The sequence below is a fragment of the Solibacillus palustris genome, assembly GCF_022549215.1.
In the GTDB taxonomy this organism is placed as follows: Bacteria; Bacillota; Bacilli; order Bacillales_A; family Planococcaceae; genus Solibacillus; species Solibacillus daqui.
In genome coordinates this window covers 41,614-58,769 of the sequence record NZ_JAKZFC010000011.1, presented here as the reverse complement: position 1 = coordinate 58,769, position 17,156 = coordinate 41,614, and the positions used below count along the sequence as shown (strand labels likewise).

Sequence of the window (17,156 nt, the reverse complement as noted above, 5' to 3'; positions counted from 1 at the left end):
GTTTTGTTAATCTTCGCTAAAACGCCATTAACTAAATATAGTTTTGCTAGTGAAAATGAATCGTCTCAGTTTTTACAAAAATAAGGATTAATCTCAAGATACGCTAGGCGCAAAAGTAACAATCGATAAAGCCAGCCAAAGGAAACAAAATTGGCATAATAAGAAACATCAAAACGAGCTATTTAGGAGTAATTTGAGCTTTTCTAATAATTATTTCGACGTTTAACCGTAGTCGGATGTCTTGAGCCATCTTATAATAGAAGTACAATCACAAATGAGGTGAACAAAATGAAAAACGATCGACCAATCGTCCAAGCATTGACAAAATTTATAGCAAATGAACCGCTATCACTTCATGTGCCAGGTCATAAAAATGGTTTGCTTTCACAATTACCAAATGAAATAAAACGCGCGTTAACATATGATGTAACAGAACTAACAGGACTTGACGATTTTCATCATCCAGAAGAGGCGGTCTTACAGGCAGAACAACTACTTGCACAAACGTATGGTGCCAATCGTAGTTTCTTTTTAGTGAATGGTTCAACGGTAGGAAATTTGGCGATGATTTATGCAACGTGTAGACAAGGTGATACGGTGCTTGTTCAGCGTAATGCGCATAAGTCCATTTTCCATGCGCTGCAGCTTGTAGGTGTGAAGCCTATATATATTGCACCAAAATGGGATGAAACAAGTGGGACGGCAGGTTGTATTGAACTAGAAACGTTAGCAAATGCAATTGAATGTTATCCATATGCTAAGGCAGTGATTTTTACATATCCAACGTATTATGGTTTGACTGCTCACGATTTCAAACAGCAAATTGAAATCTGTCATGCAGCTAAAATTCCAGTGTTAGTTGATGAAGCCCATGGTGCGCACTTAACGGTTACAGAAAAACTGCCAACTTCGGCATTAGATTTAGGAGCGGATGTTGTTGTGCAGTCTGCGCATAAAACATTACCTGCTATGACGATGGCCTCTTTTTTACACGTGAAATCACAGTTTGTGAGTGAAGAAAAGATCAATCATTATTTACGTATGCTACAATCAAGTAGTCCGTCGTATTTGCTACTAGCGTCATTAGATGATGCACGAAGCTATGTGGCGAATTATACGGAAAGTGATTTTGCCTATTTGATGGATAAGCGTAAGCAATTTATCGAATCATTAACGGCATCAACGCAACTACAAGTAATCGAAGTAGACGATGCGTTGAAACTTTTAATACGTGCACCAGGATATACAGGTTTTGAATTGAAAGATGCACTCGAAAAGATGCATGTCTATGTAGAATTGGCAGATACAATGCAAGTACTCCTTATTTTACCGTTATTAAAGCATGGGGATAGTTATCCATTTGCTGATTTACGTATTCGTATGAAAGAAGCGTTTATTCAATTGAAGGATCAACCATATAAAGAGCGAGTAGAGCAAAGTGCGAATTTTGAAATGGCAGCGATTACTAGCTCAGAATATACATTTGAGGAAATTGAACAGGCCCAAAAAGAGTGGGTACCTTATATGCGTGCGATTGGACGTACTGCAGCATCGACGATTATCCCGTACCCACCAGGTATTCCACTATTTGTACCAGGTGAGAAAATTACCGTTGCAAAATTAAGTCGGTTAGAAGAATTATTAGCCATAGGTGCAACATTTCAAGGTGAGCATCGATTACTAGAGAAGTTGATATATGTCATAAAATAAGTGCTAGGAGAATACTATATATGCAAAGAAGTTTATTTATTACATTTGAAGGCGGCGAGGGAGCTGGTAAAACAAGTGTATTACAGGCGATTGGCGAACGATTAAACAACCGCTCAGATATTTTATTTACACGTGAACCAGGTGGAATTGAAATCGCCGAAAAAATTCGTTCGATTATTTTAGATCCAGCACATACAGCAATGCATGAACGTACAGAGGCGCTACTTTATGCAGCAGCGCGTTCGCAGCACTTTTATCAGAAGGTAATTCCAGCGTTAGAAAGTGGTCAACATGTATTATGTGACCGTTTTATAGATTCGTCATTAGCGTATCAAGGCTATGCACGAGGAATTGGTGTTGATGATGTATTGGCGATTAATGAATTTGCAATTGGCAAACGTATGCCAGATGTGACGATTTTCTTTGATATCACACCGGAAAAAGGTTTAGCACGTATTCAAGCGACACGTGCCGATGAAATTAACCGATTAGATGCAGAGGGATTAGCATTCCACCATAAAGTATATGAAGGATATGAATATGTCATGGAGCGTTATCCGGAGCGTTTTAGAGTTGTCAATGCCGATCAGGCACTAGAGCAAGTAATTGAAGATGTGTGGATGATTTTAAATCCAATATTAGGGTAAAAGTAAATGAAGTGTAGCTTTTATTTATGATATAATAAAAGCACCAATTCAATGAAGGGGTGAGTGCGGATGAAATTAGTAGTAGCTGTGGTGCAAGATCAAGATAGTAATCGTTTATCAAATGCATTAACAAAAAACAACTATCGTGCGACGAAATTAGCGAGTACAGGTGGTTTTTTACGATCTGGAAATACGACATTTTTAATTGGTACGGATGATTCTCTTATCCCAAGATTATTAGATATTATTCGTGAAAACTGTCGATCACGTGAGCAAATGGTTGCTCCTGTGTCGCCAATGGGAGGAAACGCCGATTCCTATATTCCGTACCCTGTGGAAGTTGAAGTTGGAGGAGCAATTGTCTTTGTTTTACCAATCGAACAATTCCATCATTTTTAGTTTGTGGAGGCGAGCGGTAAATGAAAATTAATCAAGATCTCCGTATGAATTTAAACTCGAATCAAAACGTACGTCAAAATAACCAAGCAAATAATCGCTTCGGTGAAATGGTCGTGAAACAAGGTTCGAAAATGCAAACGGAGCAATTAACGAGACTAATAGGTGATATTTCAGCGGCTGGTGATCGTGTCGCTCGCTCGCGCAATTTACGCGAATTAGCGCGCTTTAAAATGCTTGTGAAGCGCTTTTTACAAGAGGCAGTTGATTATGGTCTAGAAATGAAGCAATCGCATACATGGAATCGTTTCGGTGAAGGACGTCGCTTAAAAATTGTCGAAACAATTGATGAGCATTTAGTAGAACTAGCTGAAGATATTTTAAATGAAGAAAAAGAGTCTATTGAGTTATTAGCCAAAATTGGCGAAATTAAAGGACTTTTAATTAATCTTTATATGTAAAATGCGCCCGTGTCTTTGTTGTGCACTAGACACGGGCTTTTTTCTAACAGATAGTATAGATTTGAATCGTACATAACACTTTTCAAATAAACATTAGCAACAAACGAAAAGGTGAAGGAAATGACACAAAAAATAGAACAGCTAACGAAGCTACAGCCTGTGGTAATGAAGCAGCTACAAACGATTGTCGAAAAAAATCGGTTAGCGCATGCATACATTTTTGAAGGCGAAAAGGGCACGGGTAAACGCGATGTTGTCTCGTTTTTTATGAAACTTCTCCTTTGTGGAAATTTGTCAAAAAATGTTCCATGTGAAACATGTCGAAATTGTCGAAGAATCGATTCGGGCAATCATCCAAACATTAAGCAAATTGAGCCGGATGGACAATTTATTAAAATTGACCAAGTGCGCGATTTAATTGCTGAGATGAAGATGACTGGTGTCGAAGAAGGTAAGAAAATTTATGTGCTACATCATGCCGATAAATTAAATGTTGCCTCAGCGAATATGCTTTTAAAGTTTTTAGAAGAGCCAGATGGACAAGTTGTTGCAATTCTATTAACCGAGCAAATTCAAGCGATTATCCCCACGATTCGTTCGCGTTGTCAGCATATAAAATTTGCTAAGGCACCGAGAGAAGCGATGATTGAAAGCCTAGAAAATCTAGGTGTTACAGCTTCGATGGCAGCGACATTAAGCATGGTAACTAATGATATAGATATTGCATTTGAGCTCTCAAAAGATGAGCAATTTTTACTTGCACGAAAAACAGTGTTAAAATTAGTAGAGATCGTTCATCAAAATGTTCATGAAGCATTATTATTTGTACATGACGAATGGTTGCCTCTATTTAAAGAAAAGGAGGCAATGGAACAGGCACTCGATTTGTTATTGTTTGCATATCGTGATATGGTAGCGATTAAAGCAAATCGAAATTCGACGTGCACATATCCTGATATGCATCAACGCTTTAATGACATCACATTGACATTAACGTATGATAAACTATCACGCCAAATGCAGTCTGTATTACAAGCGCGTGCGAATTTAAATCGTAATATGAATCGTACGTTATTGGTGGAACAGCTAATGCTGAATCTTCAGGAGGGGTACACATTTGTATAATGTAGTCGGAGTTCGCTTTAAAAAAGCGGGTAAAATATATTATTTTGATCCAGCAGCTTATATTTTAGAGGTTGGAGAATATGTCATCGTAGAAACTGCACGCGGTATTGAATATGGCAAGGTAGTCGTGCCAATGCGTCAAGTCGGAGAAAATGACGTTGTTTTACCATTAAAGCAAGTTGTTCGCCCAGCCGATGAGCGCGATCGTTTCCAAGTAGAAGAAAACGCAATTGAGTCCAATCGGGCGTTTGAATTAGCGAGTACTAAAATTATTGAGCACTCGTTAGAAATGAAGCTTGTTGACGTAGAATATACATTTGATCGTAATAAAATTATTTTTTATTTTACAGCAGAAGGACGTGTCGATTTTCGGGAGCTTGTAAAAGATTTAGCGAGTGTTTTCCGCACACGTATCGAACTGCGTCAAATTGGTGTACGTGATGAAGCGAAGTTACTAGGTGGAATTGGCCCATGTGGAAGAATGCTTTGCTGTTCGACATTTTTAGGTGATTTCGATCCAGTGTCGATTAAAATGGCAAAAGATCAAAACTTATCACTGAATCCAACGAAAATTTCAGGCTTATGCGGTCGTTTAATGTGCTGCTTAAAATATGAAAATGATGATTATGAAATTGCCAAAGAAGGTATGCCAGATGTTGGTGAAATGACAATGACTCCAGAAGGTGAAGGAAAAGTTGTCGGCTTAAATGTATTAGAACGATTAATTCAAGTATATTTAACGAAGCACGAGCGTATGGTTGAATATACCCTTGAAGAGTTATTGCAAGGTGAGAAAAATCTTATTTAGATAGAAATTAATGGGGTGGCTTGCGTGAAGGACCGTAATTTTTTAGATACTGTTATGGAGTTCGAGCAACAGCTTGAATCAATGCAGCAACAGTTTAACGCGTTAAAGCAATTTGTTGCGCATATGATGGAGGAGCATCAGACGCTTCAAACAGAAAACCTTCACCTACGTACGCGTTTAGAGGAGCTATTAGCCAAAGAAGCAAGTGTAGATCCACAAAAAGCGGAACTAAAAAAGGAACCTGTGGATATTGGAGAAGGCTATGACAATTTAGCAAGGCTTTATAATGAAGGCTTCCATGTATGTCATGTGCATTTTGGTGGCTCACGTAAAGGTGAAGATTGTTTGTTCTGTCTATCGTTTTTAAATAAACAAAATGGTTAACGAAGGAGGTGTCCGAGAAATATTTCTGGGACACCTCTTTTGCGCCGAAGATGGAGGTCAGCACGATGCTGGTTATGAATGCTTTGTCACAGGACGTGACGTTTTTAGCATTCGTTCCTCTTTATTCTGACCACCGCCTTAAGCAGTTAATTGATACATGAGGGATAGCCCTTTTGTTATTAGGAGATCAATTCATGGAGGATATAAAAGTGGAACAATGGTTAAAAGATGATGAACGCTTAGATTATTTACTTGCAGAAAACTTGCGAATTATTCAAAGCCCATCTGTTTTTTCTTTTTCATTAGATGCAGTGTTATTATCGCGTTTCGTGCAAATTCCAAAGAGTAAAGGGCATATTGTCGATCTTTGCTCAGGAAACGGGGTTATTCCGTTATTTTTAAGTGCAAGAACAAAGGCAAAAATTACTGGGGTTGAATTGCAACCACGTTTACATGATATGGCAACACGTAGTATTGCCTACAATAAATTAGAGCACCAAATTGAAATGAAGTTAGGCGATGTTAAGGATGTACCAAAAACGTTAGGAATTGAAAAATACGACGCAGTTACATGTAACCCACCGTACTTCTTAGCGCATGAACTAAGCGAAAAAAATACGAGTGAACATTATGCGATTGCGCGACATGAAATACATTTAACGTTAGAACAAGCAGTAGAAGCATCAAGTCGCTTATTAAAGCAAGGTGGAAAAGCTGCGTTTGTGCATCGTCCAGGCCGTTTATTAGATATTGTAACGGCAATGCGTGCAAATCGATTAGAGCCAAAGCGTATTCAATTTGTGTATCCGAAGCGTGGAAAGGAAGCGAATACACTGTTGATTGAAGCGATTAAAGACGGTAAGCCGGATTTAAAAATTTTACCTCCGCTCTATGTTTATGAAGACAATAACGAATACACGCCAGAAGTGAGGGCGTTATTATATGGCGACGAAAACTGAGCATTATTTTTATGTGTTGGAGTGTAGTGATGCCTCGCTGTATGCGGGTTATACGAATAATTTGGACAAGCGAATAACAGCGCATAATACTGGAAAGGGAGCAAAGTATACACGCGCACGTGGTCCAGTAAAATGTGTGTATTATGAAACATTCGACACAAAACAGCAAGCAATGTCGGCAGAATATGCCTTTAAACAATTAACACGAGCAAAAAAGTTTGTATATATGAGGAGGGCGCATGATGAAATCGCAAAAGAGTAGTCAGCATGAACAGGGTAGTTGCTTATATTTAGTTGCAACGCCGATTGGCAATTTAGAAGATATGACAATGCGTGCACTACGCATTTTAAAAGAAGTGGATATTATTGCAGCAGAAGATACGCGTAATACGAGAAAACTTTGTAACTATTTTGATATTCAAACACCTTTAATTAGTTATCATGAGCATAACTTAGAAGTAGGTGGCGAAAAATTATTAGCATTTTTACGCGAAGGAAAATCAGTAGCACTTGTTAGTGATGCTGGGTTACCTTGTATTTCAGACCCAGGTGCCGATATTGCAGCAAAAGCCATTGCAGAAGACTTTGCGGTTGTGCCAATCCCTGGGGCAAATGCTGCTTTAACAGCACTTATCGCATCAGGTATTACACCGCAGCCATTTTATTTCTTCGGCTTTTTGAATCGCAACAAAAAAGAGCGTCGTGAGCAGCTTGAAAAATTAAGTAAACGAGAAGAAACACTTTTATTTTATGAAGCACCACATCGCTTAAAGGATACATTAAAGGATTTACAGCTTATTCTTGGTAATCGACAAATTACATTAGCACGTGAATTAACAAAGAAATTTGAAGAGTTTTTACGTGGTTCAATTGAGGAAGCGATTACTTGGGCTAATGACAACGAAATTCGCGGTGAGTTTTGTGTAGTAGTTGAAGGCAATACATCAGGCGAAGTGGAAGAAGAAGACAATTATTGGACGGATATGACGTTAGATGAGCATGTAAACTATATAATAGAAGAAACTCAAATATCGTCGAAAGAAGCGATAAAAGAAGTTGCAAAATTGCGTGGACTTTCGAAAAGAGATGTGTATAATGAGTATCATCAAGGGCATTAGGAAAAGGTCCGTGGTGGAATTTAAATTGGATAAAAAAGTATTGTTTACTTGAAATCACTTGCGTAAATTGTAAGTCATGTTATGATAAAGATGAAAATAAATATTACTAATAGCACTGGGGGCGCCACTGGCTGAGAAGAACCCTTTGAACCGGATCTAGTTAGGACTAGCGTAGGGAAGTGAGGTATGTTGATAGGATACATGTACATTCCCCCGCTCTCTAAAAAGAGTGGGGTTTTATTTTTAGTGGAAAAGAAAAGTATAAGCTTTCAATGGAATCCACATAAGAAAAATTGAATAGGTAGATAAACTGCTAGGGGCGCCATTGGCTGAGAAGAACCCTTTGAACCGGATCTAGTTAGGACTAGCGTAGGGAAGTAGTTTCGAGTATATGTGTATACAACTTATACGACGAAACCATTTCCTGTTTTTTGGAAGTGGTTTTTATTTTTTTTAAAGTAAATGTTATAAAAAAGGAGGAAACAATAATGAAAGTGAAAACAGAAAAATTTACTGATCGACTTTTTAGAAATGTGCAACCTATTTGGGACGCAAATCATAGCCATCCATTTGTGCAAGAACTAGGGAAGGGAACACTTGATAAGGATAAATTTATTCAATACATGAAGCAGGATTATGTGTATTTAATCGATTATGCCAAACTATTTGCCATTGCCTCTGTCAAATCAACGGATCTTGATATGATGGGGAAATTTGCTGCGATATTAAATGATACACTCCATTTTGAAATGAATTTACATCGTGAATTTGCTGCGGAATTTGGAATTACATCAGAAGAGCTGGAGGCAACCAAACCAACGCCTGCGAATTTAGCATATACGAACTATATGTTAAATGCTGCGCAAAGTGGTAGCCTGGCGGAAGTAGTGGCCTGCCTATTACCCTGTGCGTGGGATTATTGGGAAATTGGCAAGCTGCTAAGAGCACAGTATGGTCATGATTTAGCGAATAATCCTTATGCCAAGTGGATAGAAACATACGATTCAGAGGAATTTGGCAACGGTGCAAAATGGTTAATTGATGTAATGAATGAATTAGCAGATGGGAAGCCCGAACGAGAGCTAGTCCAACTAGAAAAACATTTCCAAATGACGTCAAAGTACGAATATTTATTCTGGGATATGAACTATTACAAACAGGATTGGCCGATTTAGTTTGTTTAAGAAGGTGATAATAAATGGTAGTTAGCTTACAAAATGTGACCTATGCTTTTGAGAAACATTCCCCACCTGTAATCTTGAAATTGAATATGGAAATTAAGCAGGGGGAATTCGTATCAATAATCGGCAGAAGCGGTACAGGAAAAAGCACGATTTTTAAATTGATGACGGGACTACTTACACCCGATGAGGGGAGTATTGTTATTGATGATCGTCAAGTAGCCCCTGGTGATGTGGGTTTTATGCCACAAAAGGATTTGCTGCTGCCATGGCGTACAATTTTGGAAAATGTCATGATCGCAGCAGAGATTCAAAAGAACGTATTGTTAACAAAAGAGGAAGCAATTGTCTGGATTGAGCGAGTTGGTTTAAAGGATTATGTACAAGCTTATCCGAAAGAACTTTCTGGTGGAATGAGACAGCGCGCGGCTTTTTTAAGAGCACTCTTAACAGGTAAAGATGTGTTATTACTTGATGAACCATTTGGAGCATTGGATGCTTTTACGAAAAAAGAAATGCAGAGTTGGTTATTGTCGATGTGGGAACAATTAAAGAAAACAGTGCTCTTTATTACCCATGATTTAGAGGAAGCGATTTTACTAAGTGATCGCATTTTAATCTTACATCAAGATAAAAGCGTAGAGGAAATCATCGTTGATTTGCCAAGACCACGTGCCAACGAAATGAGCTATTCAGAAGCAGGTATAGCTCTAAGAAGAAAGCTAGAAAGGAAGATTTCTAGTGAAATGGATTAGAAGTTGGTTTCAACAATACGCTTTATTCCTACTGTTTTTTATAATCGTTCTTGTTGTACTTGAAGTGCTCGTAAGGCAAGGCATTGTGCCGAGCTTTATTATACCAGCACCAACAGGAGTTCTACAGATGATTATCGATAATTGGCGAGTCCTCATTTTCGTGCATTTAAAGGCAACCACAATCGAGTTTTTCATCGGCTTTTTGATAACTGTCCTATTGGGGGTGTCTCTTGCTATCGGGATGTTTTGCTTTAAACCTATAGAAAAAGTAATGTATCCGGCTGTCATCATTTCGCAAATGATTCCAATCATTGCACTATCTCCTATTTTTGTACTTTGGTTTGGTTATTCTATTTGGAGTAAGGTGGCAGTAACGGTGCTTATTTCATTTTTCCCTGTTGTGGTGAGCACCTATGATGGTTTAAGAGCGTGCGATAAAGATTATATCGAACTATTTCGTTCGATGGGTGCTTCCCGCAAGCAAATTTTTCTAAAGCTACATATTCCAATGGCATTACCTTCATTCTTCTCAGGTTTTAAAATGGCTATTGTGTTTGCACTAGTAGGGGCAACCATTGGGGAATGGCTAGGTGCAAGTGAAGGGTTAGGTTATTATAGCCGAAGAATGTCTGGGAATTTAAATGCGGAAGGAGTATTCGCGGCGATTACGATATTAACTTTTGTAGGGGTACTCCTTTTTGCATTTGCTACATGGATGGAGCGAATCATTCTTAAAAAATGGAAATATGAAAATTAGAGGTGGAACAGAAAATGAAAAATTGGAAAATTCCTGTTGTTTTTCTATTGTTGGTCATCATGTTGGTCGGCTGTAGTAATGATAAAGGTTCACAAGAAAACGGGCAATCAGAATTAGAGAAAATATCAATTATGCTTGATTGGTATCCGAATGCGGTACACTCAGCATTGTATGTTGCGAAGGAAAAAGGTTATTTTGAGGAGCAAGGATTAGATGTCGAAATCCAAATGCCTGCAGACACAAATGACCCGTTAAAGCTTGCTGCAACAGGGAAGGTCGATTTAGCAATTAGCTATCAAAGCCAAGTCGTGCAATCAAGAGCTGAGGGAATACCGGTTGTATCGGTAGCTGCTTATGTTCGCCATTCGCTTGATTCCATTATGATGAAAAAAGAAACAGGGATTAATTCACCAAAGGATTTAGAAGGTAAAAGCGTGGGTTATCCATCTACCGTGATAACTGAAGCAGTTATAAAAACGATGGTAGAACATGATGGTGGAGATTTTAGCAAAGTGAAAATGACAGATGTAGGATGGGACTTAATTCCTGCAGTTGCAACAGATAAGGTAGATGCAATCGGTGGTGGCTATATAAACCATGAATTGGTGTTACTCAATAAAGAAGGTTACGAGATGGAAGCTTTACGATTAGATGATTATGGTGTACCAGATAATTACGAGCTTGTTATCGTAGCAGGTGAAAAAACATTCAATAAGAAAAAAGCTTCGATCGAAAAGTTTTGGCAGGCTGTTACAAAAGGGCAACAGTTTGTAAAAGAAGATCCGGAAGCAGGATTACAAATTCTATTGGCAAATGAAAATGCAGACTCTACATTAGATGCTGAAGTTGAAAAAGAAAGCTTAAAAATACTTTTACCATTAATGGAGGACGAAGGAGTGCCATTTGGCTACCAAGAGGAAGAGAGTTGGCAAAACGTAGCGAATTGGCTATATGAAGCAGGTGTAATTGATACAAAGGTTGAACCGCAACAGTTTGTACAAAATATCGTTTCAAAATAACAACAGATAGGAAACAATAAAATGAATCAAACAAGAAAGTTAACGTACACAGCGATTCTTGCAGCTATTACCACTGCATCGAGTAGTGTTGTCTACATTCCGTTAGGCTTTGCAAAAATTTTTCCTATTCAGCATTTTGTCAATATCCTAGCAGCAGTAATGCTTGGTCCATGGTATGCGGTAATGAGTGCTTTTCTTACTTCAACAATGCGAAATCTCCTAGGCACAGGATCTATCTTTGCTTATCCAGGTAGTATGATCGGTGCTTTTCTTGCAGCCTTTCTTTATCAGAAAACAAAGAAGCTAAGCTTTGCAGCTGTCGGTGAAGTGTTTGGCACAGGAATTCTTGGAGCATTGGCAACTTATCCGATAGCAATCTTGCTATTAGGACAGGAGGCAACTTTATTAGGCTTTATACCAGCCTTTACAATGAGTTCTTTAGCGGGTGCTCTGTTAGGCTTTGTTATGTTAAAGGTAATGGTACAAAAAAAAGTATTTAGCGGTATGCTGCAGATGAAAATAAAATAGCAAAAAAAGGGCAATCAAAAGTCTAACGTAGATTTTTGATTGCCCTTTATTCAATCAAGAGTGCGAATTGTGAAACTCTTGATTATTTTATTTTAAAGCAGCACCTAAAAAAAGTGGTAAACTTATTTTTTTAAGTTTGCTTGAATTTCTCTAACTAATGTTTCTGCACCTTCAGCAGATAAAATTAATTTACCGCCTACTAAGCGCAAGTTGTCATCCGAAACTTCACCAGTTACTGCACAAGTCATGTTGGGCATATATTTTTTTAAGATAATCTTATCGTCATCTACATAAATTTCTAATGCGTCTTTTTCTGCAATTCCTAATGTACGGCGTAATTCGATTGGAATTACTACACGTCCTAATTCGTCTACTTTACGTACGATACCTGTTGATTTCATAATGATATTTCCTCCTATATTATAAAAGTTATTTATATTCGTCAAAATTCGACATTATTTCCTTGTCTATTTAGAATCATACCAACTAATGCCATAAACGTCAATAAATTAGCATTAGTATTTCCTTGGATTTAGAAAATTATTTGTTATATTTGTACTTTATGGTGATAATATTAAAGATTTTTATCATAGAAAAAAGTTATTAGTCAAAAAGTTTCAGATTATTCCCAAAATTTTATAACGTTTTTTCGACAAATTCTAATTACAACAAACTTTCATTGAAACAAATTTCGTACTTCGTTAGAATAAAGAAGATACTTAGCAAGCAAATGGAGGCTACATTAGTGAGTGAACAACAAACATTCTATATAACTACCCCAATTTATTATCCAAGTGGGAAATTCCACATTGGTACAGCGTATACAACTGTTGCGACAGATGCGATCGCTCGTTATAAACGTTTAAAAGGATTTGACGTGCGCTTCTTAACTGGAATGGATGAGCACGGTCAAAAAATTCAAGAAAAAGCACAGGAAACAGGCATGCATCCCCAAGATTACGTAAATGAAATCGCAGAGGGTGCAAAAAAATTATGGGCTACTATGGATATTTCCTATAATGATTTTATTCAAACTACCCAAAAGCGCCATATTGATGTTGTAGAGAAAATTTTCCAAAAGTTTTTAGATAATGGCGACATTTATAAAGGCGAGTATGAAGGCCTTTACTGTGTTCCATGTGAGTCATACTATACTGAGACGCAATTAGTTGATGGAAAGTGCCCAGATTGTGGTCGTGAAGTGCGAAAAGTAAAAGAAGAGTCCTACTTCTTTAATATGAAGAAATATGCCGATCGATTACTAGAATATTATGAAAATAATTTAGAATTTATTGAACCAGAATCTCGCAAAAATGAAATGATTAATAACTTTATTAAACCGGGATTGGAAGATTTATCAGTTTCTCGTACATCATTCGATTGGGGTATTAAAGTTCCTGGGGATGCCAAACATGTTATATACGTATGGGTAGATGCATTATCAAACTATATTACAGCTTTAGGCTATGGTTCAGATAACGAAGAGCTATTCAACAAATACTGGCCAGCAGATGTACATGTTGTTGGTAAGGACATTGTACGATTCCATACAATCTACTGGCCAATTTTCTTAATGGCATTAGATTTACCATTACCGAAGAAAATTTTCGCACACGGCTTCATTATGATGAAAGACGGTAAAATGTCGAAATCCAAGGGGAATGTTGTATACCCAGAAATGTTAATCGAGCGTTACGGCTTAGATGCAACACGTTACTTCCTATTACGTGAATTACCATTTGGCCAAGACGGCGTGTTCTCACCAGAATCATTTGTAGAGCGTACAAATTTCGACTTAGCAAATGATTTAGGGAATCTTTTAAACCGTACTGTTTCAATGATGAACAAGTATTTCGATGGTGCCATTCCTACTGAAAACTTAGAAACAACGGAGTTTGATGCAGCATTAAAAGTGCATGCAGAAAACGTACGCGTTAAATATGAAGAAAGTATGGAAAAAATGCAGTTTAGTGTTGTATTATCAGAGCTTTGGTCATTAGTATCACGTACAAATAAATATATCGACGAAACAGCACCATGGGTATTAGCAAAAGAAGAGGCAGACAAGCCAAAATTAGCAGCGGTTATGAACAATCTAGCAGAGAGCTTACGTCATATTGCGGTTATGATTCAACCTTTTATGACAAACGCGCCAAAACAAATTTTTGAGCAATTAGGTTTCGATGAAAAATTATTAGCATGGGACACAATTGAAACATTCGGTAATATTATTCCACAAAACATAAAAGTGGCAGAAAAAGGAACACCAATTTTCCCACGCTTAGATGTAGAAGTAGAGGTTGAATATATTCGTGAGCAAATGAAGGGCTCAGTAAAAACTGTTGAAGAAGAAACGCCTGCAGTTGAAGCGCCACAAACAGAAGAAATTACAATTGATGATTTTATGAAAGTAGATTTACGTGTGGCGACAGTATTAGCTTGCGAACCAGTAGCAAAAGCGAAAAAGTTACTAAAGTTACAAGTAGACCTTGGCTATGAACAACGCCAAGTTGTTTCAGGTATCGCAGAGCACTACAAGCCAGAAGAATTAATCGGTAAAAAAGTCGTTGTTGTAGCGAACTTAAAGCCAGTAACTTTACGAGGAGAGCTTTCTCAAGGGATGATTTTAGCAGGATCACATAATGGTGTATTAACATTAGCAACAGTCGATCCAAAACTTGCGAATGGTGCACAAGTAAAATAAATTGGAAAGTCTGTTGAACATCGATTAAGTTCAGCAGACTTTTCGTTATTGTCTAAAGACTAGTCAAAAACGATATTTTACAATAATATATACATGGTTATAAAAGGGTATAAAGTATGTTAATAGAACTAAATTCATATTTTCCATCTATTTAAATGACAGGTAAATAGGAATTTGTAATATACACGTAATAATTCTGAAAACTAAGAAATATTAGTAATGAGTACAATACACGATAGGAGAAAAAATATGAGCACATATATTGATACACATGTTCACTTAAATGCAGATCAGTATGACGAAGATTTAGAGGAAGTTATTGATAGAGCACTTGCAGCTAATTTAGAAAAAATGATTGTTATCGGCTTTGATAAAAAAACGATTGAACGTGCGATACAGCTAATAGATACTTATGATTTTATTTATGCTGTCATTGGCTGGCATCCGGTTGATGCGATTGATTGTACAGATGAGTATTTAGCTTGGATTGAAGAATTGGCAAAGCATCCCAAAGTAGTTGGTATTGGTGAAACTGGACTAGATTATTATTGGGACAAGTCACCCAAAGATGTGCAACAGTATTGGTTCCGAAAACAAATTCACTTAGCACAAAAATTGAATTTACCAATTATTATCCACAATCGTGACGCAACAGCGGATGTAGTACGTATTCTTAAAGAAGAAAATGCAGCTTCGGTTGGTGGAATTATGCATTGTTTCGGTGGAAGCGTCGAAACAGCACGTGAATGCATAAAGATGAATTTCATGATTAGCCTTGGAGGGCCAGTCACGTTTAAAAATGCACGTCAGCCAAAAGAGGTTGCCACAGAAATTCCGTTAGAACATTTATTAATTGAGACGGATGCACCATATTTAGCGCCACATCCATATAGAGGGAAGCGCAATGAGCCAGCCTATGTCACATTAGTGGCTGAGGAAATTGCTCGATTAAAAGAAATTGGGGTAGAAGAAGTGGCGCAAAAAACGACAGAAAATGCAAAGCGCTTTTTTAAATTGGATCAGTAAGAATCGTTAACATAAATTACTGTAATTTAACATTTAATTTAAAATGTTTTTCCAAATAAATTTATTGCAAAGTATATTTTTTGAGCGTTATTTTAGCTAGACATGTTTAAAAAATTTATACGCCTCCAATACTGGTTGTAACAAGATTTTGAGCAAAAAATGCATTTTTAAAGAAAATCATTTCTGTTGACAGTTTGAAATCAAGTCCGTATAATCCAACTTTGTATTAAGGAGGCGTTATTTTCATGTCAAAGCAAACCATGAAAAGCCAGTTCTTAGGATCATTGAGGAGTAAGCAAACAGGTGTAAGGATTTTATCGCTTGTCCTGTTTGTTACAGTAATTGCATTCGTTCTCTATCACGGAACGAAAAATCCCGTTATGCTAGAAGCAAACGGTGAGACAACAAAGGTTTATACACACGCAACTACGGTTGAAGAGTTTATAGAAACTCAAGATTTAGATATATCACAGTATGATAAAGTCACCCCCTCACTGAGTACCGAGATTGACAGTGGAATGTCGATTCATTGGGAACAGGCAAAAGAAATAGTAATTTCAGTTGATGGAAATCAGTCAAAAGTTTGGACAACTGAAAATGTAGTGAAGAACATTTTGGAAGAAGCAAATATAGAAGTAACAAAGCATGATTTAATATCACAAAGCTTAGATACAGAAGTAGGAGCAGATAACAAAATCGATATTCAAAAGGCGTTTCAGTTAACGCTTGTCGATGGCTTAGAAAAGAGACAAGTATGGTCCACTTCGACTACGGTCGCTAACTTTTTAAAACAACAAGAGATTCAATTAGCTGAATCTGATCGTGTCGACAAAAATTTGGAGGACGTTATCACTCCAAATGATAAAATCGCAGTTGTTCGCGTAGAAAAGGTTACCGATGTAGTGGAAGAATCAGTAGATTTCGCAGTTGAAAAGAAAAATGATTCTTCTTTAATGAAGGGCAATGAAAAGGTTGTTACAGAGGGTAAAAAAGGTAAGGTTGAACGCACGTACAATATCGTAAAAGAAAACGGTAAAGTTGTGTCGAAAGAAATTGTTGCAGAAAATGTCGTAGAGAAACCGACGACTAAAGTGGTCGCAGTTGGTACGAAAGTTGTTACAGCTAGCGTATCTCGTTCAGCAGAGCCGGCAACAGGTAAGGAATTTTATGTAGAGGCTACAGCGTATACACCATATTGTACAGGCTGCTCAGGTATTTCAGCAGCTGGTGTTAACTTACGCGCAAATTCCGATTTAAAATTAGTCGCAGTTGATCCAAGCGTTATTCCACTAGGGACAAAAGTATGGGTTGAAGGCTACGGCTATGCTGTTGCAGGAGATACAGGCGGTGCAATTAAAGGAAACAAAATTGATATATTAGTACAAACAAAAGCCCAAGCAAATAGCTGGGGTCGTAAAAAAGTACGTATTAAAGTATTAAATTAGTTTTAGGTTGTTATTAAGTTAGCTAACAACGACTTCCAAAATGTATATAGCTTTCTCGCTTTTTTGACTGATAGCGAGAAAGCTTTTTTCGTGCACAATCACGTACGCAAGTAACCAAACGTAATCTATGGTA

19 protein-coding genes and 2 riboswitches are annotated in these 17,156 nt (G+C 37.4%); of the genes, 18 read left to right on the top strand and 1 reads right to left on the bottom strand.

What is annotated here, in order from left to right; translation table 11 throughout:
• The first annotated feature begins 288 nt into the window (after positions 1 to 288).
• The 15 genes from LZ480_RS18700 (at position 289) to thiW (ending at position 11,848) form a co-directional block, all read left to right on the top strand.
• The gene (locus LZ480_RS18700) at positions 289 to 1,710 is read left to right on the top strand and encodes an aminotransferase class I/II-fold pyridoxal phosphate-dependent enzyme (protein WP_241371059.1); all 1,422 of its coding nucleotides are present in this window, start codon (positions 289 to 291) and stop codon (positions 1,708 to 1,710) included.
• A gap of 20 nt (positions 1,711 to 1,730) precedes the next feature.
• A complete protein-coding gene (tmk, locus tag LZ480_RS18695; protein ID WP_241371058.1) occupies positions 1,731 to 2,357 on the top strand; it encodes a dTMP kinase in 627 nt (208 codons plus the stop codon).
• Between the two features lie 69 nt (positions 2,358 to 2,426).
• A complete protein-coding gene (locus tag LZ480_RS18690; protein ID WP_108711162.1) occupies positions 2,427 to 2,756 on the top strand; it encodes a cyclic-di-AMP receptor in 330 nt (109 codons plus the stop codon).
• Positions 2,757 to 2,776: 20 nt separating this feature from the next.
• The gene (locus LZ480_RS18685; protein ID WP_241371057.1) at positions 2,777 to 3,214 is read left to right on the top strand and encodes a YaaR family protein; all 438 of its coding nucleotides are present in this window, start codon (positions 2,777 to 2,779) and stop codon (positions 3,212 to 3,214) included.
• 120 nt (positions 3,215 to 3,334) lie between these two features.
• Complete coding sequence (gene holB / locus LZ480_RS18680; protein ID WP_241371056.1) at positions 3,335 to 4,339, top strand: DNA polymerase III subunit delta'; 1,005 nt, start codon at positions 3,335 to 3,337, stop codon at positions 4,337 to 4,339.
• On the top strand, positions 4,332 to 5,147 hold the full coding sequence (locus LZ480_RS18675; protein ID WP_241371055.1) for a PSP1 domain-containing protein: 816 nt from the start codon (positions 4,332 to 4,334) through the stop codon (positions 5,145 to 5,147). The genes holB and LZ480_RS18675 overlap by 8 nt, the downstream gene beginning before the upstream one ends.
• A 24-nt stretch (positions 5,148 to 5,171) precedes the next feature.
• The gene (yabA, locus tag LZ480_RS18670; protein WP_332844050.1) at positions 5,172 to 5,531 is read left to right on the top strand and encodes a DNA replication initiation control protein YabA; all 360 of its coding nucleotides are present in this window, start codon (positions 5,172 to 5,174) and stop codon (positions 5,529 to 5,531) included.
• 209 nt (positions 5,532 to 5,740) lie between these two features.
• The gene (locus tag LZ480_RS18665) at positions 5,741 to 6,490 is read left to right on the top strand and encodes a tRNA1(Val) (adenine(37)-N6)-methyltransferase (RefSeq protein WP_241371062.1); all 750 of its coding nucleotides are present in this window, start codon (positions 5,741 to 5,743) and stop codon (positions 6,488 to 6,490) included.
• Positions 6,474 to 6,752 (top strand): GIY-YIG nuclease family protein, encoded by a 279-nt coding sequence (locus LZ480_RS18660; protein ID WP_241371054.1) that lies wholly within the window; start codon positions 6,474 to 6,476, stop codon positions 6,750 to 6,752. Before LZ480_RS18665 ends, LZ480_RS18660 begins: the two co-directional genes overlap by 17 nt.
• A complete protein-coding gene (rsmI, locus tag LZ480_RS18655; RefSeq protein ID WP_241371053.1) occupies positions 6,733 to 7,608 on the top strand; it encodes a 16S rRNA (cytidine(1402)-2'-O)-methyltransferase in 876 nt (291 codons plus the stop codon). Before LZ480_RS18660 ends, rsmI begins: the two co-directional genes overlap by 20 nt.
• Before the next feature lie 107 nt (positions 7,609 to 7,715).
• A riboswitch (TPP riboswitch) is annotated at positions 7,716 to 7,803 on the top strand.
• Between the two features lie 110 nt (positions 7,804 to 7,913).
• Positions 7,914 to 8,001: riboswitch (TPP riboswitch) on the top strand.
• A gap of 95 nt (positions 8,002 to 8,096) precedes the next feature.
• Entirely contained in the window at positions 8,097 to 8,783 is a 687-nt protein-coding gene (gene tenA / locus LZ480_RS18650; protein WP_241371052.1) for a thiaminase II, read from the top strand.
• Between the two features lie 23 nt (positions 8,784 to 8,806).
• Positions 8,807 to 9,544 carry an ABC transporter ATP-binding protein gene (locus LZ480_RS18645; RefSeq protein WP_241371051.1) on the top strand — a complete coding sequence of 246 codons (738 nt, stop codon included), beginning with the start codon at positions 8,807 to 8,809 and terminating at the stop codon, positions 9,542 to 9,544.
• Entirely contained in the window at positions 9,531 to 10,301 is a 771-nt protein-coding gene (locus LZ480_RS18640) for an ABC transporter permease (protein WP_241371050.1), read from the top strand. The genes LZ480_RS18645 and LZ480_RS18640 overlap by 14 nt, the downstream gene beginning before the upstream one ends.
• Before the next feature lie 14 nt (positions 10,302 to 10,315).
• On the top strand, positions 10,316 to 11,320 hold the full coding sequence (locus tag LZ480_RS18635; RefSeq protein ID WP_241371049.1) for an ABC transporter substrate-binding protein: 1,005 nt from the start codon (positions 10,316 to 10,318) through the stop codon (positions 11,318 to 11,320).
• A gap of 21 nt (positions 11,321 to 11,341) precedes the next feature.
• The gene (thiW, locus tag LZ480_RS18630; RefSeq protein ID WP_241371048.1) at positions 11,342 to 11,848 is read left to right on the top strand and encodes an energy coupling factor transporter S component ThiW; all 507 of its coding nucleotides are present in this window, start codon (positions 11,342 to 11,344) and stop codon (positions 11,846 to 11,848) included.
• A 122-nt stretch (positions 11,849 to 11,970) separates the two neighbouring features.
• Here the strand turns inward: thiW and LZ480_RS18625 are convergent, their stop codons facing one another.
• A complete protein-coding gene (locus LZ480_RS18625; protein ID WP_255731559.1) occupies positions 11,971 to 12,249 on the bottom strand; it encodes an AbrB/MazE/SpoVT family DNA-binding domain-containing protein in 279 nt (92 codons plus the stop codon).
• A 344-nt stretch (positions 12,250 to 12,593) separates the two neighbouring features.
• On the opposite strand from LZ480_RS18625, the gene metG reads away from it, so the two are divergent.
• From metG to LZ480_RS18610, 3 genes are all read left to right on the top strand, one after another.
• The gene (gene metG / locus LZ480_RS18620) at positions 12,594 to 14,552 is read left to right on the top strand and encodes a methionine--tRNA ligase (RefSeq protein ID WP_332844049.1); all 1,959 of its coding nucleotides are present in this window, start codon (positions 12,594 to 12,596) and stop codon (positions 14,550 to 14,552) included.
• Between the two features lie 249 nt (positions 14,553 to 14,801).
• Positions 14,802 to 15,578 carry a TatD family hydrolase gene (locus tag LZ480_RS18615; protein ID WP_241371046.1) on the top strand — a complete coding sequence of 259 codons (777 nt, stop codon included), beginning with the start codon at positions 14,802 to 14,804 and terminating at the stop codon, positions 15,576 to 15,578.
• 245 nt (positions 15,579 to 15,823) lie between these two features.
• Positions 15,824 to 17,023 carry a G5 and 3D domain-containing protein gene (locus LZ480_RS18610; protein ID WP_241371045.1) on the top strand — a complete coding sequence of 400 codons (1,200 nt, stop codon included), beginning with the start codon at positions 15,824 to 15,826 and terminating at the stop codon, positions 17,021 to 17,023.
• The last annotated feature ends 133 nt before the right edge of the window (positions 17,024 to 17,156 follow it).

What these genes read in the sequence shown, in the direction of transcription:
- LZ480_RS18625 (WP_255731559.1), bottom strand. Translation starts at nt 12,249, where the DNA reads ATGAAATCAACAGGTATCGTACGTAAAGTAGACGAATTAGGACGTGTA.
- LZ480_RS18610 (WP_241371045.1), top strand. Translation starts at nt 15,824, where the DNA reads ATGTCAAAGCAAACCATGAAAAGCCAGTTCTTAGGATCATTGAGGAGT.
- LZ480_RS18615 (WP_241371046.1), top strand. Translation starts at nt 14,802, where the DNA reads ATGAGCACATATATTGATACACATGTTCACTTAAATGCAGATCAGTAT.
- LZ480_RS18635 (WP_241371049.1), top strand. Translation starts at nt 10,316, where the DNA reads ATGAAAAATTGGAAAATTCCTGTTGTTTTTCTATTGTTGGTCATCATG.
- LZ480_RS18660 (WP_241371054.1), top strand. Translation starts at nt 6,474, where the DNA reads ATGGCGACGAAAACTGAGCATTATTTTTATGTGTTGGAGTGTAGTGAT.
- tenA (WP_241371052.1), top strand. Translation starts at nt 8,097, where the DNA reads ATGAAAGTGAAAACAGAAAAATTTACTGATCGACTTTTTAGAAATGTG.
- LZ480_RS18690 (WP_108711162.1), top strand. Translation starts at nt 2,427, where the DNA reads ATGAAATTAGTAGTAGCTGTGGTGCAAGATCAAGATAGTAATCGTTTA.
- rsmI (WP_241371053.1), top strand. Translation starts at nt 6,733, where the DNA reads ATGAAATCGCAAAAGAGTAGTCAGCATGAACAGGGTAGTTGCTTATAT.
- holB (WP_241371056.1), top strand. Translation starts at nt 3,335, where the DNA reads ATGACACAAAAAATAGAACAGCTAACGAAGCTACAGCCTGTGGTAATG.
- LZ480_RS18700 (WP_241371059.1), top strand. Translation starts at nt 289, where the DNA reads ATGAAAAACGATCGACCAATCGTCCAAGCATTGACAAAATTTATAGCA.
- LZ480_RS18645 (WP_241371051.1), top strand. Translation starts at nt 8,807, where the DNA reads ATGGTAGTTAGCTTACAAAATGTGACCTATGCTTTTGAGAAACATTCC.
- LZ480_RS18685 (WP_241371057.1), top strand. Translation starts at nt 2,777, where the DNA reads ATGAAAATTAATCAAGATCTCCGTATGAATTTAAACTCGAATCAAAAC.
- tmk (WP_241371058.1), top strand. Translation starts at nt 1,731, where the DNA reads ATGCAAAGAAGTTTATTTATTACATTTGAAGGCGGCGAGGGAGCTGGT.
- thiW (WP_241371048.1), top strand. Translation starts at nt 11,342, where the DNA reads ATGAATCAAACAAGAAAGTTAACGTACACAGCGATTCTTGCAGCTATT.